Source organism: Klebsiella sp. AqSCr (assembly GCF_008452795.1).
Lineage (GTDB): Bacteria > Pseudomonadota > Gammaproteobacteria > Enterobacterales > Enterobacteriaceae > Klebsiella > Klebsiella pneumoniae.
In genome coordinates this window covers 3,414,863-3,441,136 of sequence record NZ_MJDM01000005.1, presented here as the reverse complement: position 1 = coordinate 3,441,136, position 26,274 = coordinate 3,414,863, and the positions used below count along the sequence as shown (strand labels likewise).

20 protein-coding genes are annotated in these 26,274 nt (G+C 58.2%); 3 read left to right on the top strand and 17 right to left on the bottom strand.

Translation table 11 applies throughout. The features are described 5' to 3' along the window. Positions 1–38: 38 nt before the first annotated feature. From mukB to cmoM, 4 genes are read right to left on the bottom strand one after another with little or no spacing between them, the layout of a single operon-like run. Positions 39–4,487: a chromosome partition protein MukB gene (gene mukB, locus BHE81_RS20755; RefSeq protein ID WP_023302118.1), complete on the bottom strand. Its 4,449-nt coding sequence runs from the start codon at positions 4,485–4,487 to the stop codon at positions 39–41. Next, entirely contained in the window at positions 4,487–5,191 is a 705-nt protein-coding gene (mukE, locus tag BHE81_RS20750; protein WP_004150840.1) for a chromosome partition protein MukE, read from the bottom strand. The genes mukB and mukE overlap by 1 nt, the downstream gene beginning before the upstream one ends. After that, positions 5,172–6,494, bottom strand: a complete 1,323-nt coding sequence (gene mukF / locus BHE81_RS20745; RefSeq protein ID WP_002898189.1) for a chromosome partition protein MukF — start codon at positions 6,492–6,494, stop codon at positions 5,172–5,174. The genes mukE and mukF overlap by 20 nt, the downstream gene beginning before the upstream one ends. After that, complete coding sequence (cmoM, locus tag BHE81_RS20740) at positions 6,491–7,291, bottom strand: tRNA uridine 5-oxyacetic acid(34) methyltransferase CmoM (RefSeq protein WP_002898187.1); 801 nt, start codon at positions 7,289–7,291, stop codon at positions 6,491–6,493. The genes mukF and cmoM overlap by 4 nt, the downstream gene beginning before the upstream one ends. A gap of 121 nt (positions 7,292–7,412) precedes the next feature. Here cmoM and elyC point away from each other — a divergent pair, with 121 nt between their 5' ends. Continuing rightward, positions 7,413–8,192, top strand: a complete 780-nt coding sequence (elyC, locus tag BHE81_RS20735) for an envelope biogenesis factor ElyC (RefSeq protein ID WP_004141786.1) — start codon at positions 7,413–7,415, stop codon at positions 8,190–8,192. On the opposite strand, the gene BHE81_RS20730 is transcribed toward elyC, so the two are convergent. The 13 genes from BHE81_RS20730 to BHE81_RS20670 form a co-directional block, all read right to left on the bottom strand. Further along, entirely contained in the window at positions 8,169–9,062 is an 894-nt protein-coding gene (locus BHE81_RS20730) for a YcbJ family phosphotransferase (RefSeq protein ID WP_004176684.1), read from the bottom strand. The genes elyC and BHE81_RS20730 overlap by 24 nt on opposite strands. Positions 9,063–9,199: 137 nt before the next feature. Then, positions 9,200–9,946 (bottom strand): 3-deoxy-manno-octulosonate cytidylyltransferase, encoded by a 747-nt coding sequence (kdsB, locus tag BHE81_RS20725; protein ID WP_002898180.1) that lies wholly within the window; start codon positions 9,944–9,946, stop codon positions 9,200–9,202. Then, on the bottom strand, positions 9,943–10,125 hold the full coding sequence (ycaR, locus tag BHE81_RS20720) for a protein YcaR (protein ID WP_002898177.1): 183 nt from the start codon (positions 10,123–10,125) through the stop codon (positions 9,943–9,945). Before ycaR ends, kdsB begins: the two co-directional genes overlap by 4 nt. Before the next feature lie 63 nt (positions 10,126–10,188). Beyond that, complete coding sequence (locus BHE81_RS20715) at positions 10,189–11,418, bottom strand: winged helix-turn-helix domain-containing protein (protein WP_004147814.1); 1,230 nt, start codon at positions 11,416–11,418, stop codon at positions 10,189–10,191. Positions 11,419–11,472: 54 nt separating this feature from the next. Beyond that, positions 11,473–12,453, bottom strand: coding sequence for a tetraacyldisaccharide 4'-kinase (gene lpxK / locus BHE81_RS20710; RefSeq protein ID WP_002898174.1), 981 nt, complete (start codon positions 12,451–12,453; stop codon positions 11,473–11,475). Then, complete coding sequence (gene msbA / locus BHE81_RS20705; protein WP_002898170.1) at positions 12,450–14,198, bottom strand: lipid A ABC transporter ATP-binding protein/permease MsbA; 1,749 nt, start codon at positions 14,196–14,198, stop codon at positions 12,450–12,452. The genes lpxK and msbA overlap by 4 nt, the downstream gene beginning before the upstream one ends. A gap of 36 nt (positions 14,199–14,234) precedes the next feature. Further along, positions 14,235–16,499 (bottom strand): ComEC family protein, encoded by a 2,265-nt coding sequence (locus BHE81_RS20700; RefSeq protein WP_023302119.1) that lies wholly within the window; start codon positions 16,497–16,499, stop codon positions 14,235–14,237. A gap of 205 nt (positions 16,500–16,704) precedes the next feature. Then, complete coding sequence (ihfB, locus tag BHE81_RS20695) at positions 16,705–16,992, bottom strand: integration host factor subunit beta (RefSeq protein WP_002898165.1); 288 nt, start codon at positions 16,990–16,992, stop codon at positions 16,705–16,707. 151 nt (positions 16,993–17,143) lie between these two features. Next, positions 17,144–18,817, bottom strand: coding sequence for a 30S ribosomal protein S1 (gene rpsA / locus BHE81_RS20690; RefSeq protein ID WP_002898162.1), 1,674 nt, complete (start codon positions 18,815–18,817; stop codon positions 17,144–17,146). A gap of 133 nt (positions 18,818–18,950) precedes the next feature. Beyond that, positions 18,951–19,634 carry a (d)CMP kinase gene (gene cmk, locus BHE81_RS20685; RefSeq protein ID WP_002898160.1) on the bottom strand — a complete coding sequence of 228 codons (684 nt, stop codon included), beginning with the start codon at positions 19,632–19,634 and terminating at the stop codon, positions 18,951–18,953. Positions 19,635–19,808: 174 nt separating this feature from the next. Continuing rightward, positions 19,809–21,092 (bottom strand): 3-phosphoshikimate 1-carboxyvinyltransferase, encoded by a 1,284-nt coding sequence (gene aroA / locus BHE81_RS20680; RefSeq protein WP_002898157.1) that lies wholly within the window; start codon positions 21,090–21,092, stop codon positions 19,809–19,811. Positions 21,093–21,165: 73 nt separating this feature from the next. Further along, positions 21,166–22,254, bottom strand: a complete 1,089-nt coding sequence (serC, locus tag BHE81_RS20675) for a 3-phosphoserine/phosphohydroxythreonine transaminase (protein WP_002898155.1) — start codon at positions 22,252–22,254, stop codon at positions 21,166–21,168. Between the two features lie 188 nt (positions 22,255–22,442). Further along, positions 22,443–23,135: a DUF421 domain-containing protein gene (locus BHE81_RS20670; protein WP_002898152.1), complete on the bottom strand. Its 693-nt coding sequence runs from the start codon at positions 23,133–23,135 to the stop codon at positions 22,443–22,445. A gap of 115 nt (positions 23,136–23,250) precedes the next feature. On the opposite strand from BHE81_RS20670, the gene ycaO reads away from it, so the two are divergent. Both ycaO and focA read left to right on the top strand, forming a co-directional pair. After that, entirely contained in the window at positions 23,251–25,011 is a 1,761-nt protein-coding gene (ycaO, locus tag BHE81_RS20665; RefSeq protein ID WP_004150842.1) for a 30S ribosomal protein S12 methylthiotransferase accessory factor YcaO, read from the top strand. Between the two features lie 385 nt (positions 25,012–25,396). Continuing rightward, a complete protein-coding gene (gene focA, locus BHE81_RS20660) occupies positions 25,397–26,254 on the top strand; it encodes a formate transporter FocA (RefSeq protein ID WP_002898150.1) in 858 nt (285 codons plus the stop codon). The last annotated feature ends 20 nt before the right edge of the window (positions 26,255–26,274 follow it).

Here is a 26,274-nt window from a genome sequence, read left to right as displayed (position 1 = left end):
CCTTTTCAGCGCTTACCCGCCAGTAGTGAGCTGCATCGTCAGGAGGCGTCGGCCGTTCCCGGCAGCGCTTCCGGCAGCGGCGCGGCAAACCCGCGCAGCCCCACGACGTGCACATGTTCGTGATTATTGAACACCTTACGCACCAGTTTATAGGTAGTGCCTTTTTCCGGACTGATGTTCTCCGGCGCTGCGATAATCAGCTGCATCTCCAGACGTTCGCACAGCTCGAACAGGGTGGCGATGGAGCGGGCGTCAAGACGCGCCGCTTCATCGAGGAACAGCAGACGGCAAGGCGAGATATCCTTGCCGCGCAGGCGACGGGATTCATCTTCCCAACTCTGCACCACCATCACCAGAATCGACATCCCGGTACCGATAGCTTCCCCGGTAGACAGCGCGCCGGACTCCGCGCGCAGCCAGCCGTCGGAGCCGCGGTTAACTTCCACTTCCATCTCCAGATAGTTGCGGTAGTCGAGCAGCTCTTCACCGATGGTTTGCGGCGTGCGCTGCCCCATGTCGATCTGTGGGTTGAGACGCTGATAGAGCTTGGCCAGCGCCTCAGAGAAGGTCAGACGATTGCTGTTAAACAGATCCTGGTGCTGCTCATGCTGCTCGGAGAGCACGTCGAGCAGCATCGAGTGGGTCTCACGCACATTGACGTTCAGACGCACGCTGTTGACCTGGCCGAAGGAGACGCTCTGCAGACCCTGGTTGAGCATCCGGATACGGTTCTGCTCGCGCTGAATGGTTTTGCGAATAATGTTGGCCACGCTGCGGGAACTGATCGCCAGCTTCTGTTCACGGTTGGTCAGCTCTTCGGTCAGGCGGCTGAGCTCGATCTCCATCTGCTCGATCGCTTCCACCGGATCATCGGTGCGAATAATATCCTGACGAATACGCTCGCGCAGATGCTGGTATACGGCAACGAAGAACTGAATTTTGCGCTCCGGACGCTTCGGATCTTCCGAGATACGCAGCACGTCACGCAGATGTTCGTTATCGGCGACCGCCAGACGCAGCGCCCCCAGCGCCTTATCCGACATTGAGCGCAGCTCATCGGCGGAGAGATAGGCCAGCTCGCGGCGATGCAGACGACGTTCGACGCCGTTGTCTTTCACCAGACGCATCACCGCGCACCAGCCCGCCTTGGCGGTCACCACCTGCTCGCGCATTTCGCAGTAATCGCGCTCCAGCTTGCGCAGTTTACGGGTCAGGTTGTCCATTTCCGCTTCGCAGAAGGTCAACGCTTTCTCCAGCTGATTGCGTCGGGAGCGGTTATTGCTCAGCTGCATGTGCAGCTCATCGCGACGCGCGCGAGCACGCTCTTCCGCGCCGGTGTCGGCGCGCACGCCAATGTCCTGCAACTCTTTATACAGATCGTTGAGCAGCTCTTTCTTGGTGTCATACGAGCTCTTCAGCGAGGCCAGCACCTGATTGTACTGACTAAGCTGCGCCGCATGGGCACGCATCGCGTCGCGCGCGCGGCTGCGTTCGGACTCCGCCTGCTCCAGACGCTGGCGCAGCTTCTCGTTGAGATCGCTGTTGCCGCTGAGCATTTCCGCCGAATCGGAGTAGCTGAAGTGGGCCCTGCGCTGCACAACTTCCGCCAGGGCAAAAGCCTGCTGACGCGCATCGCGCTGGGTTTGCTGCGCATAGGCGTAATCTTCTTTCAGCTGCTCAAACTGCTCCGGATCGCTCTGCAGCACCGAAACAATAGGCTCCAGCTTCGCCAGCTGGTTACCGTGCTGCTGAATAAAGCGCGCGGCCTCCTGCGCTTCGTCCAGACGTTCCTGGATCTCGTCCACGCGGTCGGCCAGCGTATCATCCGCCAGCAGGTTCAGGCGCGGCAGCAGGCGGTTGAGCGCCGACACGCCCTCTTTCGCCTGCTCGTACTGCACACGGTTCTGTTGGTTATCGCTTTCATGGGCGCTTAGCGCACGCTCCAGCTCGCCGCGGCGGCTGTTGAGTTTGCGGATCTCTTCTTCCGGATCGTCCTCGAAAGCCACCGCCAGATGGCTGCCGATAAAGCGGCTGAAGGCCTGGTGCAGGCGCTGGGTTTTCTGCACATCGAACGACAGGGTCGCAAAACGCTCTGACAGCGATTCACGCTCGGCATGCAGGGTTTCAATGCGGTTTTCACGTGCCGCGCGGCCAAACAGCGGCAGCGACGGGAAGCGCGAATAACGCCACTGGCGATCGGCGATCTTCACCACCACCGCTTTTTCCAGCTCGTCGACGCTGAATACGCTGTCGTCAAAGGATTGCGGATCGCCTTCGATCAGATAGAGATCTTCCGGGCAATCTTCCAGCCCCTCAAGCTGCTCGGCTACCCGCGACAGATCCGGAACCACGATCGCATGGCGCGACGGACCATACAGCGCGGAGAAGTACGGCGCATCGTCGAGGCTAACATCATCGTAGATCTCGGACAGCAGAACGCCGCCGAACCGTTCCGCCAGGGCGTTGAGGCGCGGATCTTCCGAACCGCCCGGCTGGCTGAGACGCTCGATTTCTTCGTCGATGGCGCGCTTGCGGGCGCCGACCTCGTCACGTTCAACGATAGCCTCTCGTTCACGCTCCAGCAGCTGCTGCAGGTATTCGGTGACCTCCTGGCCGGACGCAAACTGCTCGCCGCTTTGCTCGCACAGCTGGTTAAGGCTGTTCTGCGCCGCCAGCCAGACCGGCGCCCGGCGCATCAGCGTCTGGGTACGCGACTGCAGTTGCTCCAGCTCCTGACGCAGCGCCATGCGCTGCTCCTGAGCATTGGAGACGCTGTCGGCCAGCGACGCGATGCGCGCTTCCAGCTCCTGATGCAGCGTTTCCAGATCGTCGATATCGTAGCGTTTACCCTGGCGTTTGCAGAACTCGGCCAGCTGACGCTCAGCGTCCTGCTGCTCGCGCAGGCGCTGTTCAAGCTCGTTGAGGCGGCTGCGCAGCCCCTGCGCCTGCTCGGCCTGGTGGCGCTGGTTCACGCCGTCGCGCAGCAATTCGCGCGCCACGTCCCAGGCTTCATTGCGCGCCAGCGGGCCGTTAATCGCCGCCACCAACTGGTAAGCCTGTTCAAACTGGCTGTGCGCGGTTTGCGCCACGCTCATTTTCTGTTCCAGCGACAGCATTTTCTCCGTCGCTTCCTGCTCTTTCGCCTGGAAGGTTTCCAGCCACTCGTCGGCGCTCTCCGGGGTCAGATCCGGCAGATGGCACAGCGCCTTCGCGCGCTCCAGCGCCTGCAGCGCCTGGTTATACTGAATGGCGCGGGTCTGCTGCACATCGAGCGCCTGCTGATAGTCGGCGAGCTGGCTTTTCAGCTCATCCACTTCCAGCTCGGCGGCCTCAGCGCGGGCTTCGTTCTCTTCCTGACGATCGACGGCTTCCGCCACCACTTCATTCTGCTCTTCCAGACGGATCTGCAGCTCGTCGAGATCCGCTTCGTAGCGCTCGATTTTTTCCTGCTGACGCAGCGCAGTCTGCACCAGGTTCAGGTGATCGCTGGCGGCCTGGTAATCGGCTTCCAGATCGCCCTCCGCGCCGTTATGCTCCTGCAGTTCGCGCGCCATGTCGACGTGCTTATACTGCTCAGCCGCCAGCTGCGAACGCGAGGTGAAGAGATCGCGGCGATACTCCAGCGCCTTATCCAGGTGAATGCGCCTCTCGTTGGCGTGACGCATATAGTCCGCCGCCACGTAGTTGGTGGCTTCGCTGATCAGGTGTTTAAACAGATCGCGGTCGGACTGGGTAACGCGAATGGCTTCCAGCGTCATGCGGTTTTCCCGCAGCGCCGCTTCCATATCCTGGAACGCTTTACGCACGCCGCTGTTTTCCGGCAGCAGGTAGTCGCGCAGCGAGCGGGTAATGGTGCTGGAGATCCCGCCGTACAGCGAGGCCTCAATCAGGCGGTAGTACTTGCTACGATCGGAGGCGGAACGCAGGCGACGCGCCACCACGCCCAGATCGAACATTAGCGAGTGATATTCGGTGATCGAGTTGAACTGTTTAAACTGGACCCCTTCCATCGCCTCGAGTTTATCTTTCAGCTCGTTGAGGCTCACGACGCGCGCCTGGCGATCGTTCAGCGTTTCGGTCAACAGCTGGGTCGGCAGGATAGAGGTCGGCAGTCCCTGAATGGCGAAAGGTTTAATATCGACTTTACGATCGCGCCCGGCGACCTGCTGCAGGCGCACGCCGACCACCACGCGCTGGTGGCGGGAGTTGATCACATCGAGTACCGAGTAACACACCCCGGCGCGCAGCTTACCGTGCAGGCCTTTATCGCGTGAGCCGCTGGTGGCCCCCGCTTCGGTGGTGTTACGGAAGTGCAGCAGGGTTAAATCCGGGATCAGCGCCGTGACGAAGGCCGCCATGGTCGTGGACTTACCCGCGCCGTTCCCCCCGGAGAGGGTGGTCACCAGTTCATCAAGATCAAAGGTCCGGGCAAAGAAGCCGTTCCAGTTAACCAGCGTTAGCGAGCGAAACTTACCGCGTTCAATCATTACTCTTCCTCCCCGCTATCCGGCTGGTTTTCTTCATTCTCATCATTGAGCTGCAGGTGATTTTCCAGGGCCATCGCTTCCCCGTCGCGGATCAGACGGCGCTGCGCTTCGCGCGGGTCGTCGCCGGCGCGCACATCGGCGCCAAAGCGGAATACCGATTCGGTAATGCGAAACTTGCTGCTATCGTGGCCCATAAACCACACCATCCCCAGACGGCGTAAGCGGTTAAGCGAGGCCCGCATTTTTTCCTGCAGCTTCTGGCGGTCCAGATCCGAACCGGTGGAACGGTTGTTCACCAGCTTCAGCAGCCTGGATTCATCGGCCAGGGTCAGCAGCTCGTCATAGAGCTCCTGCTGGGTAAAAATCCCTTCGTTCGCCAGGCGCTCCGGGCTGAGATAGAGATAGCAAAGAATTTTGCCCACCATCATATCCAGCTCGGACAGTACCGAGCGCGAAATCAGCGTGGTGGACCGCGGGCGCAGGTAGAAGAATCCCTCCGGCGCGCGGATCAGCTCGACGTTATAGCGAGCGTAAAACTCTTCCAGGTAATCCTGAAAATCCATCAAAAATGCGTGATTATCCAGCTCGTCGAGACCGATATGACGGCCCGCGCGCAGGGCGCTGTCCAGCGCCGGAAATAACGGATTGGCCAACGCCTGCGCCAGCTTAACCGGCATCACTTGTTCAATATTTGTCAATGACATGCGCCTGTACCTTGGCTCCGTAATCATTAATCGGCTGCCATTTTGCCGGCAGTCCGGTGAAATCTGCCTGGGCGACGCCCAGCTGTACCGCCTGATCCACGACGATCCGCGCCACGTCGAAGTGACGCCCGCGCGGATACTGCGCCAGGAACTCCCGCGCCACCAGGCCGAGATCCAGCGGTATTCCTTTCTCTTTATAGACCGCCAGCTGCGCTTCGATCAGCGCCGCCAGCTGCTCGCGAATTTCGTTAAACTCTTCAAATTCGAGGTCCGCCGGCAGCTCGCCGGTGACCTCTTCATCGCGCAGGGCCATCTCTTCATCGCGCATATCCAGCAGGCGGTCGGCGTTGGCGTAAGTTAGCGCCCACGGTTCATCAAAATAGGTCTGTACCGACTGGCGCAGACGCTGGGCGAAGACGCGGTTCTTATCCATATCGATAGCGGTACGGATAAACTTGTGCACATGGCGGTCGTAGCCGATCCACAGGTCAATCGCCTGCTGACCCCAGCTGACGATGCGGTCGAGCTTGCTTTGCAGATCGAACACCAGCCGATCGACAAAATGGAGATCGTCGCGCGCCATGGTCGAGTCCTGAATGCGCAGCAGGTTCGCCTGCAGCTTATCCCCTGCCGCATCCAGCGTATCCTGCAGTTCGCGCAGGGTGCCGGAGGTTTCCGACAGCAGCAGTTCACAGCTGGAAATCGCCGCGCGCCAATCTTTATTCAACAACTGCGCGATATCGTCTTTCACCAGCTGCTGCTGCTCATCCATAATGCGCTGCGTCAGGTCGATGCTGTCGAAAATTTCCGCTACGGAATACTTCAGCGGCGCAAAAACGTTGCGATGCCAGTGGAATTCATCACCGCCCTCTTCCGCGGCGTCCGCCGCGCGCTTCAGCTCGCCGGCAACGATCGACAGCTGCATCGAGAGACGCAGCGTCGAGAATTCGCGCTGACGGATATAATAATCGGTGATCCCAATCCCCAACGGCGTCAGGCGATAGATCGCATTGCCTTCGGTAATTTCGCTGGTAAAGCGGTTCAGCAGACGCTGGCGCACCAAATCGTTGATCGCGTTATTGGCGCGCTGGCTGATGGTTTCGCTGGTCTGCTCAAACGCATCACTGACGTGGCGGAACGCATCCACCAGTTCACCCTCGCTCATTTCCCCTTCCAGTCGTTCACCATTCAGAGTGGCGATCGCCAGCAGGAAAGAGAGTCTGTCGACCGGTAGCGAGATTGAAAAATCATTTTTTCTGGCCCAGGCAACCAGTTCGGGGACTGTCTGGGAAAATTCACTCATACTTTATCCTTGCATCTGCGGCTATGAGCCTGGCTCTTAAGCGCGGTGACATGAATATAACGGCCCAGGCTGAGATACGGCTCCTGACGACAGTAGCGCGTCTCCAGCGCCAGCAGCGCCGCATAGCTGTCATGCTGTTGGCGTTTTTCACGCAGATAATCATGAAACACCCGCACGCCGGTTTTGCTGACGATCTGCCAGCCAATCTCTTCCAGCCAGTGATAAACCTGCTGTGGTTCACGCGGATAATCCGGCGACAGCGTGCGTTTTTTCTTTTTTGGCATGCCCAGTTGAACGTAATCAAAATTACCGGCAACCATATTGTGCATCAACAGGCCGTTAGCATTGTAGAACATCAATGACAGTCCACCGCCAGCACGCAGCGTCGACCACAGGGTATGCAGTATTTCCTGGGGCTCCGCCACCCACTCCAGCACCGCATGAAACAGTACCAGATCGACCGGGCTTTCCAAATGCTGCGCAATATCCTGAGCCGCGCATTGTACAAAATGCATGTTGTCGATCACACCTTTATCGGCGGCCGCCTGGCGGGCGCGAGCCACCATCTCAGCGGAGAGATCGCAGAGCGTCACGTGATGGCCCAGTTGCGCGACTTTGATGGCCGTTTGCCCTTCGCCGCCGCCGGCATCCAGCACCCTCAGCGGTCCCGGCCCCAGCTGCGCCAACAGCGGTTCCAGATCCTGCCAGAGGATCGCCTGACGCAACTGGCCTTTTGTGGTGCCGTAAATATTGCGCGAAAACTTTTCAGCAATGTCATCGAAATTGCGATCCTGCACGAGTGACTCCACAAGCCAACACAAAACCGCTATTTTGTCATACCCGCGCCGAGAATGAAGCGATCTGTTATAAGATCCGAACATAACTTTGGTTATATGGTTAAAAAAGGAACCATCTGGCATGCTTTTCACGCTAAAAAAGATCGTCGGCGGCCTGCTGTTGCCGCTACCCGCCTTACTGTTGCTGATCGGTATCGGGATCGCGCTGTTATGGTTCAGCCGCTTTCAGCGTACCGGGAAGCTATGCGTGAGCCTCGGCTGGCTGCTGCTGACGCTGCTGAGCCTGCAGCCCGTGGCCGACAGCCTGCTAAAACCGATTGAAGATACCTACCCCACCTGGCGCGGCGAGCAGCCGGTGAACTACGTGGTGGTGCTGGGCGGCGGCTATACCTGGAATCCGGAGTGGGCGCCAAGCTCTAATCTTATCAATAACAGCCTGCCGCGCCTGACGGAGGGCATCCGCCTGTGGCAAGCGAATCCCGGTTCGAAAATGATCTTTACCGGCGCGGCGGCGAAAACGAACCCCGTCAGCACGGCGGAAGCCGGGGCGAGAGTGGCGGAGAGCCTTGGCGTACCTCGCAGCGATATCATTGTGCTCGATCGGCCGAAAGATACAGAAGAGGAAGCGCTGGCGGTGAAGCGCGCCATCGGCGACGCGCCCTTCCTGCTGGTCACCTCGGCGTCACACCTTCCGCGGGCGATGATATTCTTTCGCCATGCCGGCCTGGATCCGCTTCCCGCGCCGGCCAATCAGCTGGCGGTGACCTCGCCGCTCAATCCGTGGGAGCGGGCCATTCCTTCTCCAGTGTGGCTGATGCACAGCGACCGGGTCGGCTATGAAACCCTTGGTCGCGTCTGGCAATGGCTGAAAGGCAGCTCAGGCGAGCCAGGGCAGGAGTGATTTTGCAGCGAGGTCAAAACGGGCGCGATCAAAGCGCCCGGTGTTGACCAGACTATCCACCTCATCCCACAGCAGATAAAGCCAGCGCCGCCAGACAAAGGCCTCGGAAACTGGCGCCTGCTGCAGGTAGCGCCACAGCAGCTGTTCCGCCTGGCCGCCTTCAGCAAGGCGGAACAGTTCATACTCGCGTGGCGCCCACAGCATCATCCCCGGCCCCACCATCGCCAGCAGCTGATCGCTGCGCGGATCTTTTAGCATGCTGCGCAGAGTGAAGTTGCCATGCACCAGCACAGCATTATCATTGAAATCGCGGAACAGCTCCGGAAGGCACTCGCGGGAGCGGAACAAAAGGCGCTTATCCTGCATGGTGAGACCGGTGTCCTGATACAGGTTCAGGGTGCTCCACAATATCTCTACCCGCTGGCGGTACCAGTTCGGCCACAGGTTTTCCTGGGTATTGTCGACCATTCCCACGCAGCCGCCACTGTCCTGCCGATGCCACGCCAGCAGCCCCTCGACGATTTGCTCCTGCAGTTGCTCCCAGCGCGCCGGGGTGCGCGTCGGCGCCTCCACCGGTACGCCGCGCAGGCGCTCAAGCAGCAGCACATCTGGTCCGGGATGTTCTTCGTGCGTCATGACGCCATAAACCACCGGCATACGCACCGTACCATTACGCGCCAGGGTCGAGATCTTCCATGCCAGCTGCCGCGCCACGCCGGGCGTGGTGAAACTTCGCGCCAGCAGCGGCATCGGGTTTCCCTGCGCATCGTACAGGAACCACAGCGCCGTAGCGGCTTGTTCACTGACACACTCCACCCGGCTTAGCTTTTCGCCAAGAAGATGACTGAGTTCGGTTCGCAACTGTTCCATTGTCGATTACCCCTATGAACACTACTGGTTTCATAATGAGCGCCCGCACCTGGGTTGTCATCGGATAAGATCAAAAAGGGGTAAAAAAAGCAAAAAACCGACGGGGATATCCCCTCCAGCAAGGTGGGGACAGAGGGCTAACGCAGCTCAGCGCGGACGCGCTCCAGATCTTCCGGGGTATCCACGCCGGTGCCGGGCACTTCGGCCGCCACGGCGACATGGATTTTCTCGCCATACCACAGCACTCGCAGCTGCTCGAGCATTTCAATCTGCTCCAGCGGGCTCGGCGCCCAGCTGACATAGCGGCGGATAAAGCCGGCGCGATAGCCATAGATGCCGATGTGACGCAGCAGGGAGTCACCGATGGTCTCGCGGGATTGGGCAAAGCGATCGCGATCCCAGGGAATAGTCGCGCGGGAGAAATAGAGCGCGTAACCCTTGGCATCCATCACCACTTTGACCGCATTCGGGTTAAACGCCTCTTCCGCATCATGGATCGGTACCGCCAGGGTCGCCATTCCGCTGCTGCTGGCAGCCAGATTCTCCGCCACCTGGCGGACAATCGCCGGGGGGATCATCGGCTCATCGCCCTGAATATTGACGATAATGGTGTCATCGCTGAACGCGCACTTTTCCACCACTTCCGCCAGCCGTTCGGTGCCGGACTGATGGTCGGCGCGGGTCATACAGACCTCGCCGCCGGCGGCTTCAACCGCCCGGGCGACATCTTCGTGATCGGTGGCGACAATAATGCGATCCGCGCCGGATTCGCGAGCGCGCTCCAGCACATGGACAATCATCGGCTTACCATTAATGTCCTGCAGTGGTTTTCCCGGCAGGCGCGTGGAGGCGAAACGCGCAGGAATAATGACCACGAAACTCATGAGTGACTCTCTTCTAGCGCCAGCGGACGCGCCTCTGTCTCCAGCAGCACCGGGATACCGTCGCGCAGCGGAAACGCCAGGCTATCAAGTTTGCAAATAAGTTCTTGCTTATCCTGACTGTAATACAGCTTGCCGTTACAGACCGGGCAGGCGATGATTTCAAGTAAACGGTGATCCATGTTTCCTCCTGATGGACCGGATAGATTTCTCAGCAGCATATCACAGGAAGGCAGGCGCCGGGATCAATCGGCGTCGATTTCCCACCCCTGCTCCTGGCCGACAAACAGCCCTTCCGGCAGGCGTCGGCACAGGATCCGCTCTGCCGATTGCCAGCGTGCGAAGTCGTTAATCGCCCGGCGCAGCCCCTGCTCCAGACCACGGGTGATCTTCACCCCCTCCTCCAGCCACAGAGCGAAGATCTCCAGCTCCCGGCTTTTGCGATGTATTTTACTGTCCATCCGCCCGACCAGTTTTCCCTGGTGCAGCAGAGGCAGTACGAAGTAGCCATACTGACGCTTCGGCGCCGGGGTATAACACTCCAGGCGATAGCTGAAGTTGAACAGCTGCTCAGCGCGTTTCCGATCCCAGACCACCGGGTCGAAGGGCGAGAGCACGGCGCTATGGCTGGCGGTCAGCTTACCGCCGGGCGCGGTCTCCAGCTGCGCCAGCGCCTCGTGATGCAGCCACATCTCGCCGAGTGCTTCCACGTTAACCGGCACCACCAGCCCCTCTTCCTGCCAGGCCGCCAGCAGACCCGGTAGCGCCGGCTGGCGCAAGCGATAGTAATCGGCCAGCCACTGGGCGCGGAAGATGCCGAGGCTACGGGCGCTATTGCGCAACATAATGGCCTCTGCGTCTTCGCGGGAGAGCGCGTCGCGCTCGTCGTCCCAGTCCGGCATCACCCGCCGGGTTAGATCATACACGCGGTGAAAATTGCGCCGCTCCACCACCATCACTTCGCCGGCGGTAAACAGCCCTTCCAGGTGGCGCTTATGCGGTTTCCACTCCCACCAGCCGCTGGCGCCTTTGCGCGGGTGGGTAAAATCCGCCGAGCGAACCGGGCCGTTTTGCCCGATATGCGCCACCAGCTCGGCAATACTCCCGGCATGCTCCTCCATCCACGCGCGATGGTATTTCCAGCCCATATTGTCGGGATTCAACATGCGATGGCGCACCAGGGCGAAATCGCTGCGCGGCAGAAAGCAGGCTTCATGCGCCCAGTATTCCATTAGCTCGCCGTTGCGCAGCGACTCATCCAGCCAGTGCTGCGGATAGCTGCCAAGACGGCTGAACAGCACCAGGTAGGGGCTGCGGGCCACCACGTTGATGGTATCGATTTGCAGCAGCGACATCTGCTGGATGGTGGAAAGAATGTCTTTCGGGCGAGCGCGACGTCGGGGCTTCTTTAACAACCCCTGCGCCGCGAGATGGAGGTGGCGCGCCTCGTTAAGCGATAGTTGCAATACCGACATGCAGGTTCTCCGTCAGGAATTCCAGCACAGCGGCGAGCAAAGCCGGCGCGTCAGTTAACGTTGCGCCAACGTCGCTAAGTCCGCAAGCAACCGCTGTGCGCGTTCATCGGCCATTATGGCGTCGACCGGTAAATACCACCAGTTTGCAGCGGCGAAATCGCGACATTTCACGGCATCTTTCTCGGTCATCAGCAGCGTCTGATCGGCGGTCACCAGGGCGGCGACATCAGCCTGGCTCAGCGCCTGATGGTCCGCCAGCGCCACGGTTTTGACCGGCTGGACGCCGCAGCTTTCGAGGGTGGCGAAGAAGCGCGGCGGATGGCCGATGCCGGCCATCGCCACCACGTTCGTGAAGGTGGAGACATCGCGACGTTCGCCGGTAAGCAGGTTAACCGCCATCCCTGGGCGCAGCCGCATCGGGATCTCACCCGGACGCGCCACGCCGCCGTTAACGATAACCGCATCAACGCTTTGCAAGCGCGACGCCCGCTCGCGCATCGGCCCGGCAGGCAGCCACCAGCCGTTGCCAAAGCGGCGCACGCCGTCAATAACGACAATTTCTCTGTCCCGCGCGAGCTTATAGTGCTGTAAACCATCGTCGGTCACAATCATCTGCAGATCGTGCGCGCTGAGCAACGCTTTTACCGCGTCGCTGCGCAGCGGGGCGACAGCGACCGGGGCACCGGTACGCTGATGGATCAACACCGGTTCATCACCCGCCTGCGCCGTACTGGTCCTGTCGTCCAACACCAGCGGATAGCGGTCGGCTTTACCGCCGTAGCCGCGAGACACGACGCCAACGCGAATACCGCGCTGCTGCAGCTGCTCCACCAGCCAGATCACCACCGGCGTTTTGCCATTGCCGCCAGCGGTCAGGTTACCAACCACCACCACCGGCACCGGCGCGCGCCAGGCTTTTTGCCACCCCAGCTGATAGCTGAGGCGAATCACCCCGCTCACCAGGCCATACAGCCAGGAGAGCGGCAGCAGCAGGCGCCACAGCGGCGATTCCCCGGACCAGATGCGCGCGATCATTCGCCGAATTGCATCTTATGCAGCTGGGCGTACACGCCCTTATGCTCCAGCAGGTCATGGTGCGTTCCGCGCTCCACGATCCGCCCGTCTTCAACCACCACGATTTCATCAGCCTGCTCAATGGTCGACAGACGGTGAGCGATAACCAGCGAGGTACGGTTTTTCTGCAGCTCATCCAGCGCCGCCTGAATAGCACGCTCGGACTCGGTATCCAGCGCCGAGGTGGCTTCATCGAGGATCAGGATCGGGCTGTTACGCAGCAGCGCGCGGGCAATAGCAATACGCTGGCGCTGGCCGCCGGACAGCATCACGCCATTCTCGCCGATGATGGTATCCAGACCATTATCCATCTTGTTAATGAAATCCATGGCGTAGGCCATGCGCGCGGCCTCTTCAATCTGCTCGCGGCTGTACTCTTCGGTACGGGCATAGGCGATATTGTTGGCGACGGTATCGTTGAACAGATGCACGTTTTGTGAAACCAGCGCCACCTGGTCGCGCAGCGAGCTCAGCTTGTACTCGCGCAGGTCGTGGCCATCCAGCAGGATCTGCCCCTCGTCGACATCGTAGAAGCGGGTGATCAGGCTGGCAATGGTCGATTTACCCGACCCTGAGCGCCCCACCAGCGCCACGGTTTTCCCTTCCGGGATATCGAGATTGATATTGCGCAGCGCGGCCACTTCGCGACCCGGGTAGGTAAAGGTGACGTTCTCGAACTTGAGATTGCCTTTCGCCCGCTCAATGACCCGCGTACCTTCGTCTTTTTCCTGCTCGGAATCGAGGATCGCAAACAGCGTCTGGCACGCCGCCATCCCGCGCTGGAACTGGGCATTGACGTTGGTCAGCGACTTCAGCGGACGCATCAGCGCAATCATCGAGGAGAAGACCACGGTAATGGTCCCGGCGGTCAGGGTGTCCATCACGCTCGGGAAGCTGGCGGCATACAGGACAAAGGCCAGCGCCAGGGAGGCGATAAGCTGAATGATCGGGTCGGAGATAGACGAGGCGGAAACCATCTTCATCCCCTGCAGACGCATTTTATTGCTGACTTTATCAAAACGTTTGGTTTCCACTTCCTGGCCGCCAAACATCAGCACCTCTTTGTGCCCTTTCAGCATCTGCTCGGCGCTGGTGGTGACCTGCCCCATCGTGTTCTGCATATTCTTACTGATATTGCGAAAACGCTTGGAGACCACGCGGATCGCCACCGACACAATCGGCGCCAGTACGATCAGGATCAGCGACAGCTGCCAGCTGTAATAGAACATCATCACGAACAGACCGATAATCGATGCCCCTTCGCGGACCACGGTGATCAGCGCGCTGGAAGAGGAGGAGGCGACCTGCTCAGAATCATAGGTGATGCGTGACAGCAGCGTTCCGGTAGACTGCTTGTCAAAGAAGGCCACCGGCATACCCATCATGTGGCCGAACAGGCGACGACGCATGGTCATCACCACTTTGCCGGAAACCCAGGAAATACAATAGCTCGAGATGTAGCTGGTGATCCCACGCAGCACCATCAGGCCGATAACCACCAGCGGCATCCATAGCAGCACTGAGCGATCCGTTTTACCAAAACCATCATCCAATAACGGTTTAAGAAGCGATAACATGAAGGTGTCACTGCCCGCGTTAAGCACCAACGCCACCGCCGCTACGATTAGCCCGGCTTTAAACGGCGCGATAATCGGCCAAAGTCGGCGGAAGGTCTGCCACGTGGAGAGATCTTTATCGTTCTGCATTCAATAAACCAGCTTGTGTTGAAATAGTCGCATATTCTACCCGTTATCGGCGGGCGCGCCAAACCACTGATGATACCAACGCGGTAAAACTTGATCCCGTAAGCTATGGATTTGCCACCCTTCTGCGGAAAAAACCACCGTTATCTGCCCCTGCTGCGGCGTGGCGAACCAGCGATAACCCCGCTGGCGGTAGCGCTGAACCACCTTGTACGAGGGCATCCGCCACGCATTGTAGCGCGAAGCGGAGGCCAGCGCGGCCGCGCCATCCACCCGGCGGATCAGCAGCGCGCTGGAGGAGGTATTGCTGCCGTGGTGGGGAACCTGAATAAGTGTAGACGTCAGATGCCGCCAGTAACGGCTGATCATCGCCTGCTCCGCCTGACGTTCTATATCGCCGGTGAGCAGGATGCTGGAGCGACCATCATCGATCCGCACCACACACGAATGATTGTTACCCTTTGCCGTGCTGCCCGGCAGCGGCCACAGGGCCTGGAAGTTGAGTCCCTGCCATTGCCAGCGCTCACCGCGATGACACGGCAGATGATGCGCCCAGCCTAACGGGCTGCGCACCCAGGCCTGCGGCCATGCCTGCAGCACTGAATCAAGGCCGCCGCGATGATCCAGATGTTCATGGCTCAGCATAATCCCTTGCAGCTGCAGATGGTGCCAGCGCAGCCACGGGATAATCACCTGTTGACCGCTATCACCCTGCGGCCAAGCCGGCCCGGTATCGTAAAGCAATGCCTTACCGTGACGCTCGATCACCATCGCCAGCCCCTGCCCGACATCCAGCATCGTCACCCGCCATTCGTCCGCAGGCGGTTGTCGGCTGAATGGCCGCGTCAGTAAAAACAGCACGCTGAGACACAGCGCCGGTGAATGCCGCCAGCTCTGAAAACGCCAGCCCATCACCAACAGCCACGGCAGGATACTGATCCACAGCCAGCGAGTATCCAGCGTCAACCAGCCGTCCGGTAAACGTCGTAATCCCCAAAACAGTAGCGCCAGCACGCGATCGGCCGCCAGCCAGAGCAGCGACTCCACTATCTCCGGCCCCGAGAGATGCACCAGCATCGCGGTCAGAATAAGCGGCACCGCCAACAGGGTGACTAACGGTACCGCCAGCAAATTAGCCGCCATCGACGTCAGGCTGACTCCATGGAATAGCAACAACTGCAGCGGCAGCAGCAGCAGCGTCACGCCAGCCTGCAAATGAACAAGAGCAATTATGGTCTTCCACGGCCAGCGCCAGCGGCCGGCAGGCAACGGGAGCCACTGGAACCAGAAGATAAGCCCCGCCACGGCGAAGGCAGATAGCCACAGGCTTTGCGACAGGACCGCCAGCGGGTCGGCAACCAGTATCGCTCCCAGACAGCAGAGCCACACCTGCCACGCCGTCCAGCGTTGACCCGACAAACGTAAAGCACAACAGACCGCAAGCCCTAAGCAAGTGCGCAGGGCCGGCGGCTGCATACCGGTCAGCCAGGCATAGCCGACGGCGCCGGCCAGCCCGGCCAGCAGCGGCAACCGCCAGCCGATCCAGCGGCCCGGGAGAATATACTGCACGCCGCGCAGCAACAGCATGATAAGAGAAGCCGCGAGAGCGATATGCAGACCCGAGATAGCCATCAGATGGGAAGTGCCCGTGTTCTGCATCAGGACCTTTATCTCCGTCGGCAGAGACAGCCGCTCCCCCATTCCTAATCCCAACATCACCGCGCGCCAGGGATAAGTCTGCAGTCGCCGGGTCAGCGACGTCAGATAGCGGGCGCGCAGACTGCAGCGGGCATCCAGCGCGGAAGCGGCGACGATCCCTCCGCTCAGCGGTCGGTGCTGCGCCAGCGCATAGCGCTGGCTGTCGAAGCCCCCGTCATTGAGCTGCCCGTGCACCGGGCGCAGGCGCAGCGTCATCAGCCAGTGTTGACCCGCACAGGCTGGCGCAGGTGCAAGTTCCCCGTACAGCGTTACGCCTACCGGGGGAAACAGATAGCGGCCCCGCAGGCGCACCATTTGTCCACGGTGCAAGGTCTGGCCATCCGTCTCGCTAAGGATCACTTCCGCTTGCCGGATGGCGCCGGTAAGGTGCCGGGTCGGCCACAGCGCCTGATGCGCGCTCAATACTCCCCAGACCACCAGCAGAAGCGTCATCGCCACTCCGGCGACGGCCCTTCCATGCAGACGAATCAGCGCCAGCGCCAGTGCGCTCGCGCCCGCCAGACTGCACGGGCCCGGCAAAACGGGTAGCCAGAGAAGCGGCAGCATTGCAATGATGGCGCATCCGGCAAGCCATGGTAGACGCATAAACACCTCCCTGTGAGTGGGCAGTGTTACGCAAAGCGGTGCTGGCGTCCTGGAGGCGAATTCAGGCTTGCGCGGCGCATTCCAGACAATCGCCTCGCTTGCAGCCGGGCACGCTTTTTTTGTGAGGATGGCCGTAAATGGCGGGCACAAAAAAAGCACCCGAAGGTGCTTTCTTTATCGTCAGGCAGGCTGCACGTCGTGCAACTCACCCTTCATAAATATTGGCGCGGTCACGTAATTCTTTCCCGGGCTTAAAGTGCGGAACGTACTTACCTTCCAGTTCGACTTTATCACCAGTTTTCGGGTTACGTCCGGTGCGAGGTGCTCGATAGTGCAGAGAAAAGCTGCCGAAACCGCGGATTTCAATGCGCTCACCTTGAGCAAGCGTTGAGGCCATATGTTCCAGCATTTCTTTAACAGCATCTTCCACCGCTTTCGCCGGAATGTGAGATTGCTGGCTGGCAAGTCTTTCAATCAATTCTGACTTGGTCATTATTCCTCCGGTTTCCTTCAAGGCAAAAATTAGCTAACAGCTTAAACAAGGGCGGCCGTAGCCGCCCTTTGTGCTTGATTACAGGACGAATCCTGCAATCTGTCAAGTAAACTCGTCGCTATTCAGGTTGTTATTACCTGAATGACAAAGATTACTCGCCTTTCGCTGCTTTGAACGCTTCAGCCATAGCGTTGTTGGAGAAGTTCGCGTCTTCCTGCTTGTTCACGGTAGCGATAGCGTCTTTTTCTTCCGCTTCGTCTTTCGCACGTACAGACAGGCTCACTACGCGGTTCTTACGATCCACGCCAGTGAATTTCGCTTCAACTTCGTCGCCAACGCTCAGAACCAGAGTTGCGTCTTCAACGCGGTCACGGGATGCTTCAGAAGCACGCAGGTAACCTTCTACGCCGTCAGCCAGTTCTACGGTTGCGCCTTTAGCGTCAACTGCAGTCACTTTACCAACAACGATAGCGCCTTTCTTGTTCAGAGCAACGTAGTTGTTGAACGGATCTTCCGCGAGCTGTTTAACGCCCAGGGAGATACGCTCACGCTCTGCGTCAACCTGCAGAACAACTGCTGCGATTTCGTCGCCTTTTTTGTATTCACGAACTGCTTCTTCGCCTGCAACGTTCCAGGAGATGTCAGACAGGTGAACCAGGCCGTCGATGCCGCCGTCCAGGCCGATGAAGATACCGAAGTCAGTGATAGACTTGATTTTACCTTCAACACGGTCGCCCTTGTTGTGGGTTTCCGCGAACTGCTGCCATGGGTTAGATTTGCACTGCTTCAGACCCAGGGAGATACGACGACGCTCTTCGTCGATATCCAGAACCATTACTTCCACAACGTCGCCAACGTTAACAACTTTGGACGGGTGGATGTTTTTGTTGGTCCAATCCATTTCGGAAACGTGAACCAGGCCTTCAACGCCCTCTTCGATTTCAACGAAGCAGCCGTAGTCGGTCAGGTTGGTCACGCGACCGGTCAGTTTGGTACCTTCCGGATAACGTTTAGCGATAGCTACCCACGGATCTTCGCCCAGCTGTTTCAGGCCCAGGGATACACGGGTACGCTCGCGGTCGAACTTCAGCACTTTAACAGTGATTTCGTCGCCAACGTTTACGATTTCGCTCGGATGCTTAACGCGTTTCCAGGCCATATCGGTGATGTGCAGCAGGCCGTCAACGCCGCCCAGATCAACGAATGCACCGTAGTCAGTGAGGTTCTTAACGATACCTTTGACTTCCATGCCTTCCTGCAGGTTTTCCAGCAGCTGATCGCGCTCTGCGCTGTTTTCGGATTCGATAACGGCACGACGAGAAACAACAACGTTGTTACGCTTCTGGTCCAGCTTGATGACTTTGAACTCAAGCTCTTTGCCTTCCAGGTGCAGCGTGTCGCGCACCGGACGAACGTCTACCAGGGAACCCGGCAGGAACGCACGAATACCGTTCAGCTCAACAGTGAAGCCACCTTTAACTTTGCCGTTGATAACACCGGTAACAGTTTCAGCGTCTTCGTAAGCTTTTTCCAGCGTGATCCAAGCTTCGTGACGTTTAGCTTTCTCACGGGACAGCAGAGTTTCACCGAAGCCGTCTTCTACTGCATCCAGAGCAACGTCAACTTCGTCACCAACCTGGATTTCCAGCTCGCCCTGGGCGTTTTTGAACTGCTCAGCCGGGATGGCGGACTCAGATTTCAGACCGGCGTCAACCAGTACTACGTCTTTGTCGATAGCAACAACAACACCACGAACGATGGAACCCGGGCGGGTTTCGATTTCTTTTAAGGATTCTTCAAACAGTTGAGCAAAAGATTCAGTCATGTTTAATCTTCAGGTTAATATTAACGTCCACCTGGCTCCGTGCCGGATGGGGTTGTTTCACATACCCGCTGACCATCCATTGCCGCGGGGTACTGCTATAATTCGGAGGCTTCGGCGCGTTACCGGTTAAGGCCTACGCAACGGCCAATTTTTCGCGCGCATATTGTAGCGCTTTTTCAATCACTTGCTCAATGTTTAGTTCGGTTGAATCGAGAACTAATGCATCGGCAGCCGGGACAAGCGGCGCCACCGCGCGATTTCGGTCGCGATCGTCACGCTCTTTTATCTCGGACAAAAGACGTTCAAAGTTAACATCAAAGCCCTTTTCCTGCAACTGCCGCATGCGGCGATGCGCCCGCTCATCGGCCGAGGCATCGAGGAAAATTTTCACCGGTGCGTCCGGGAAAACTACCGTTCCCATATCGCGACCGTCGGCGATAAGCCCCGGCAGTTCGCGGAAGGCGCGCTGGCGGCGCAGCAGCGCTTCGCGAACGCGCGGAAAAGCCGCCACTTTCGAGGCCGCGTTCGCGACCTCCTGAGTGCGAATTTCGCTACTGACATCTTCCCCTTCCAGCACCACTTCCAGGTTGCCGTCAGTAGAAATAAAACGCACGTCAAGATGGGCAGCCAGGGGCACCAGCGCCTCTTCGGACTCCACGTCGACATGATGATGCAGCGCCGCCAGCGCCAGAACGCGGTAGATCGCGCCTGAATCTAACAGATGCCAGCCCAGCGCTTCCGCCATTGCCTTGCACAACGTACCTTTACCCGCACCGCCAGGCCCATCAATGGTGATTACCGGAATATTCGCCGTCATCTTTTTCTCCTTCAGCAAGGCGCATGGAATATAAACGCCGCGCATTATACGCATCAATACGCCGGAAAGTGAGCATTGCTTGTAAATTACGGACTACAGGAAATGAAAAGCAGAAGTTTTGCGCAATTATAGCGGGCTGACAGGACATCAGCCCGCGGGATGACAAAGTTTTACTCAGGCGAGGGTACTGATCCGCGCCAGCTGCTCAAAGTAGTCAGGGAACGTTTTGGCCGTACATTTGGGATCAAGGATGGTCACCGGCGTATCAGACAGCGCTACCAGCGAGAAGCACATCGCCATCCGGTGGTCGTTATAGGTGCCGATTTCTGCGTACTTCAACTTTGCCGGCGGGGTGATGCGGATATAATCTTCCCCCTCTTCCACCTCGGCGCCCACTTTACGCAGCTCGGTCGCCATGGCGAACAGACGGTCCGTCTCCTTGACCCGCCAGTTGTAGATATTGCGCAGGGTAGTGGTCCCTTGCGCGAACAGCGCGGCGGTGGCGATGGTCATCGCGGCGTCCGGGATATGGTTCATATCCATATCGACCGCCTTGAGCTCGCCGTGGGTGCAGGCGATGAAATCGTCGCCCCAGGTGACGGTGGCGCCCATTTTCTCCAGTACGTCGGCGAAACGAATGTCGCCCTGTACGCTGTTGCGGCCGATACCGGTGACTTTTACCGTGCCGCCCTTAATGGCGCCAGCGGCGAGGAAATACGAGGCCGAGGAAGCATCGCCTTCCACCAGGTAATCTCCCGGCGACTGATACTGCTGCTTGCCGCGCACCACAAATCGCTGATAAGACTGATTGTCCACCTCAACGCCGAAGGTTTTCATCAGGTGCAGCGTAATGTCGATATAGGGTTTCGACACCAGATCGCCCTTAATGACGATGACGGTATCCTGCGGCGCCAGCGGCGCGGTCATCAGCAGCGCGGTCAGGAACTGGCTGGAGACGCTGCCGTCAACCTCGACGTTGCCGCCCTGAAAACCGCCGCGCAGGCGCAGCGGTGGATAATTTTCCTGCTCCAGATAGTCGATCTGAGCGCCGCCCTGACGCAGGGCATCCACCAGATGGCCGATCGGACGCTCTTTCATCCGCGGTTCGCCGGTCAGCACGATATCGTTGCTGCCAAGGCACAGGGCCGCCGCCAGCGGACGCATCGCGGTACCGGCGTTGCCAAGGAACAGCTCCAGCGCCGCGGCAGAGCGCAACGGGCCGCCGTTGCCGGTCACTTCGCAGCGGGTGCGGTCGGCAGACAGGGTATATTGAACCCCCAGCGCACTCAGGGCATTCAGCATATGGCGCACATCGTCGCTGTCCAGCAGGTTGGTCAGCACCGTCGTGCCGCGGGCCAGGGCAGCCAGCAGCAGCGCGCGGTTGGAGACGCTTTTCGAACCTGGCAGGTTCACGGTGCCCTCTACGCGTGCGATGGGTTGTAACGTCAGGGATTCCATCAAACTTCACTCTCAAACAAACAGAATAAAAACCCCGCAGACAGGCCGCGGGGAGGAAGAAAGAAACAGGCGATTAACCGTGGCGGCGTTCGAAGTCCAGCATAAAGTCGGTTAACGCCTTCACGCCGTCCAGCGGCATGGCGTTGTAGATGGAAGCACGCATGCCGCCCACCACCCGGTGGCCCTTCAGCGCGTGCAGCCCGGCAGCAAACGACTCTTCGAGGAACAGTTTGTCCAGGGCGCTGTCCGCCAGCTGGAACGGTACGTTCATACGCGAACGGTTGGCCTGCGCCACATCGTTACGATAGAAGCCGCTGTTATCGATCACGCCATAGAGCAGTTCGGCTTTCTGCTGGTTGATTTTATCCATCGCGGCAACCCCGCCCTGCTGCTTCAGCCACTTAAACACCAGTCCAGCCAGATACCATGCGAACGTCGGCGGTGTGTTAAACATCGAGTCATTCTCGCTTAACACGGTGTAGTCAAGAATTGACGGGCAGGCCACGCTGGCTTTGCCCAGCAGATCTTCACGCACGATGACCAGCGTCAGCCCAGCCGGACCGATATTCTTCTGCGCGCCGGCGTAGATTACGCCGAAGCGGTTGACGTCAATTTCGCGGGAAAGAATGGTGGAGGAGAAATCGGCGGTCACGATGACGTCGTCGCCGAAGTTCGGCGTCTCATCAATCGCGATACCATCAATGGTTTCGTTCGGGCAGTAGTGCAGATAGGCCGCTCCCGGGGTCAGCTGCCACTCGCTCATCGGCTTCACAGCGCGCTTGCCGTCGACGGTGATTTTCGCGTCGATAACGTTCGGCGTGCAGTATTTCTTCGCCTCTTTGACCGCGCTGGCCGCCCAGTAACCGGCGTCCACATAGTCAGCGACCTTTTTATCGCCGAGGATGTTCAGCGGGATCCCGGCGAACTGGCCGCGGCCGCCGCCGTGGCAGAATAAAACTTTATAGTTGGAAGGGATGTTCAGCAGAGCGCGGAAGTCCTGTTCTGCCTCTTCTGCCACCTGGATAAACTCCTTACCACGGTGACTGATCTCCATGACCGACGTCCCCAGACCGTGCCAGTCGCACAGTTCCTGCTGCGCCAGTTTGAGTACTTCCGCCGGCAGCATTGCCGGGCCCGAACTGAAGTTATAGACCTGAGCCATTTCCCCTCACCACGTTGCTATGTTGTTTTGCCCGCGAACCGCCGCGAGCATAAGTTATTCCTGTGGCTATCGGTTTTATCATTCAGTGACACGGTCCGCAATGGCTAAAACTCGCCGACGGTAAAACGCGGCCGCCGTCACACAACAGAATCTATCGGCTTGACGTAATAAAACCGACATATTTGCTGTCAGGTAAGCCGTTTCGCCCGGCTGGCCTTCGACCATTCTGCATTTGCGCAGCGCGGACATATTCGTTTTTCTCCCGCCTGCATCGCCATTACGATGCTGCAGCGCACGCAGGCATAGATCCCCTCTTGCGGAATGGTGGTATAGCGTGTGGTACAATGCGCTGGAAGGATCGATAATCCGGCCCTCACCTCTTCATCGGGATAATAAAACACGCTGATCTGCCCGTTGGTTTCGAGGATTGCCAGCCGGACCTGGCCAAGCTGCTCGACGCTGTTGACCCGCAGCTCCATAAAAAATTCGAATTCGGTCATGTTTTCCGCATGCAGCTTCTCCCAGGCCAACTGTCCCTCTTCCACCACTACGATAGGTTTCCCCTCCAGTAGATCCTCCAGCTTTTCGCTATGCCCCATCAGCCACATAATGCCGCGATACAGTAGCGCCAGCGTAACGAAGACCACCAGCACCGGCAGCAGCGGCACATCGTCATAAAACGCCACGTCACCCGCCGCCGAGCCGAGGGTCAAAATAATCAGCACCTCGAACAGCGACATCTGCCGCACGCCGCGCCGTCCGGTAATCTTGAGGAAAATAAAGACCAGAACGAAGGTATAGAGGCTGCGCAACGCCACCTCCGCCAGGAATTCCACCGGTACTTTATCGAGCGCCATCCGCTGCCAGTCAAAGGCTTTCATTTTCCATCTCCCTGTGTATTAAAGATGCCTCTAAGCATAGCCAGATGATGGAGATAGCACCTGTCAGATAAAAGCCGTATCATTGCGCGCTTTCCGTACGACAAAAGTGATCGCCATGACCCAAACGTTTATTCCCGGCAAAGATGCCGCCCTGGAAGATTCCATCGCTCGCTTCCAGCAGAAATTGCTCGACCTCGGATTTGATATCGAAGAGGCCTCGTGGCTGAACCCGGTGCCGCACGTGTGGTCCGTTCACATTCGCGATAAAGCGTGCGCGCTGTGCTTTACCAATGGTAAAGGCGCCACCAAAAAGGCAGCCCTGGCCTCCGCGCTGGGCGAATATTTCGAACGTCTGTCCACTAACTATTTCTTCGCCGACTTCTGGTTAGGCGACACTATCGCTAACGGCCCGTTTGTTCACTACCCGAACGAAAAGTGGTTCCCGCTGACTGAGGATGATGAAGTCCCGGAAGGTCTGCTGGATGCCCGCCTGCGCGCGTTCTACGATCCTGACGATCAGTTAACGGCCAGTATGCTGGTGGATCTGCAGTCGGGTAACGATGAGCGCGGCGTGTGCGGTCTGCCTTTTACCCGCCAGTCCGACGGCGAAACCGTCTATATTCCGATGAATATTGTCGGTAACCTGTACGTCTCCAACGGCATGTCCGCCGGTAACACCCGCAACGAAGCGCGGGTACAGGGTCTGTCAGAGGTCTTTGAACGTCACATTAAAAACCGCATCATCGCTGAAAGCATCAGCCTGCCGGAGATCCCGGCGGAAGTCATGGCGCGCTATCCGGGCGTCGTGGAATCGATCGCCAAACTGGAAGCTGAAGGTTTCCCGATCTTTGCCTATGATGGCTCGCTCGGCGGCAAATATCCGGTTATCTGCGTCGTGCTGTTTAACCCGGCTAACGGCACCTGCTTCGCCTCCTTCGGCGCCCACCCGGACTTTGGCGTGGCGCTGGAGCGAACCGTCACCGAACTGCTGCAGGGCCGCAGCCTGAAAGACCTCGATGTCTTCACGCCGCCAACCTTCGATGACGAAGAGGTCGCCGAGCACGCGAACCTCGAAACCCACTTTATCGACTCCAGCGGCCTGATCTCCTGGGATATGTTCAAGCAGGACGCCGACTATCCATTCGTTGACTGGAGCTTCTCTGGTACTACCGAAGAAGAGTTCGCCACCCTGATGGCCATCTTCAAGGCCGAAGATAAAGAAGTGTACATCGCCGACTACGAGCACCTGGGCGTTTACGCCTGCCGTATCATCGTCCCGGGGATGTCGGACATATACCCGGCGGAAGACCTGTGGCTGGCGAACAACAGCATGGGCGCTCATCTGCGGGACACCATTCTGTCCCTGCCGGGCAGCGAGTGGGATAAAGAAGATTACCTGGCGCTGATCGAGCAGATGGACGATGAAGGTCTGGATGATTTCACCCGCGTTCGCGAACTGCTGGGGCTCGCCACCGGAAAAGACAACGGCTGGTATACCCTGCGCGTCGGCGAGCTGAAAGCGATGCTGGCCCTGGCCGGCGGCGATCTGGAACAGGCGCTGATCTGGACCGAGTGGACCATGGAATTTAATGCTTCGGTCTTCAGCGCGGAGCGCGCGAACTACTATCGCTGTCTGCAAACCCTGCTGCTGCTGAGCCAGGAAGAAGAGCGTCAGCCGCTGCAGTACCTGAACGCCTTCATCCGTATGTACGGCGCCGACGCGGTCGAAGCCGCCAGCGCGGCGCTGAGCGGGGAAGCGCCGTTCTATGGTCTCCAGGCGGTCGATAGCGATCTGCAGGCCTTCCCGGCCCATCAGTCGCTGCTGAAAGCCTATGAAAAACTGCAGCGGGCGAAAGCGGCGTTTTGGGCAAAATAAGCCCAGCTTGCGCCATCGTTCATGCTTACAACGGAGCCCTCAGCGGCTCCGTTATTTAACCCTGAGAAAGCGCCTCCTATAATTTGTAGTTGTAAAGTTAATTAATGTTAAATAACGCCATTTCATCATTTATCAATTGTTAAATTTAATAAAAATACTCCATTTTAATTAACTCAAAAATGGGGGTAAAAAAGAAAAAATTCAACATTATCTATAAAATTTAAAAATTATTTTCTCTATACATTTCATTGGCTTACTGATAATTTCAATAAAAACCACACACTAAAAAGGCATATAGTTCCGGTGAGATATGATCTATATCAATTTCCCTTCTATAATGCTTTGTTAGTATCTCACCGCCAACTTATATAAAGAGAGAGTTAGTGTGAAAGCTGACAACCCTTTTGATCTTTTGCTCCCTGCCGCGATGGCGAAAGTCGCCGAAGAAGCAGGTGTCTATAAAGCAACGAAGCATCCGATGAAGACGTTTTATCTGGCGATCACCGCTGGCGTTTTCATCTCCATCGCTTTCGTATTCTATATCACCGCGACCACCGGCACTGCCGCGATGCCTTATGGGATTGCCAAACTTATCGGTGGGATCTGTTTTTCTCTGGGTCTGATTCTGTGCGTTATCTGCGGCGCTGACCTCTTTACCTCTACGGTACTGATCGTGGTGGCCAAAGCCAGCGGTCGAATTACCTGGGGGCAACTGGCAAAAAACTGGCTCAACGTCTATTTTGGTAACCTGGTGGGCGCGCTGCTGTTTGTGCTGCTGATGTGGTTATCAGGCGAATATATGACTGCCAACGGCGGCTGGGGGCTAAACGTTCTGCAGACCGCCGACCACAAAATGCACCATACTTTTGTGGAGGCCGTGAGCCTGGGTATCCTCGCTAACCTGATGGTTTGTCTCGCCGTATGGATGAGCTATTCCGGTCGTAGCCTGATGGATAAAGCGATGATCATGGTCCTGCCGGTAGCGATGTTCGTTGCCAGCGGCTTTGAGCACAGCATCGCCAACATGTTTATGATCCCGATGGGTATCGTAATCCGCAACTTTGCAAGCCCGGAATTCTGGACCGCCATCGGTTCGACTCCGGAAAGTTTCTCTCACTTGACCGTTATGAACTTCATCACTGATAACCTGATTCCGGTAACTATCGGGAACATTATCGGCGGGGGTCTGCTGGTCGGGTTGACATACTGGGTCATTTACCTGCGTGGCAACGACCATCACTAAGGGTTGTTTCAGGCAGTAAA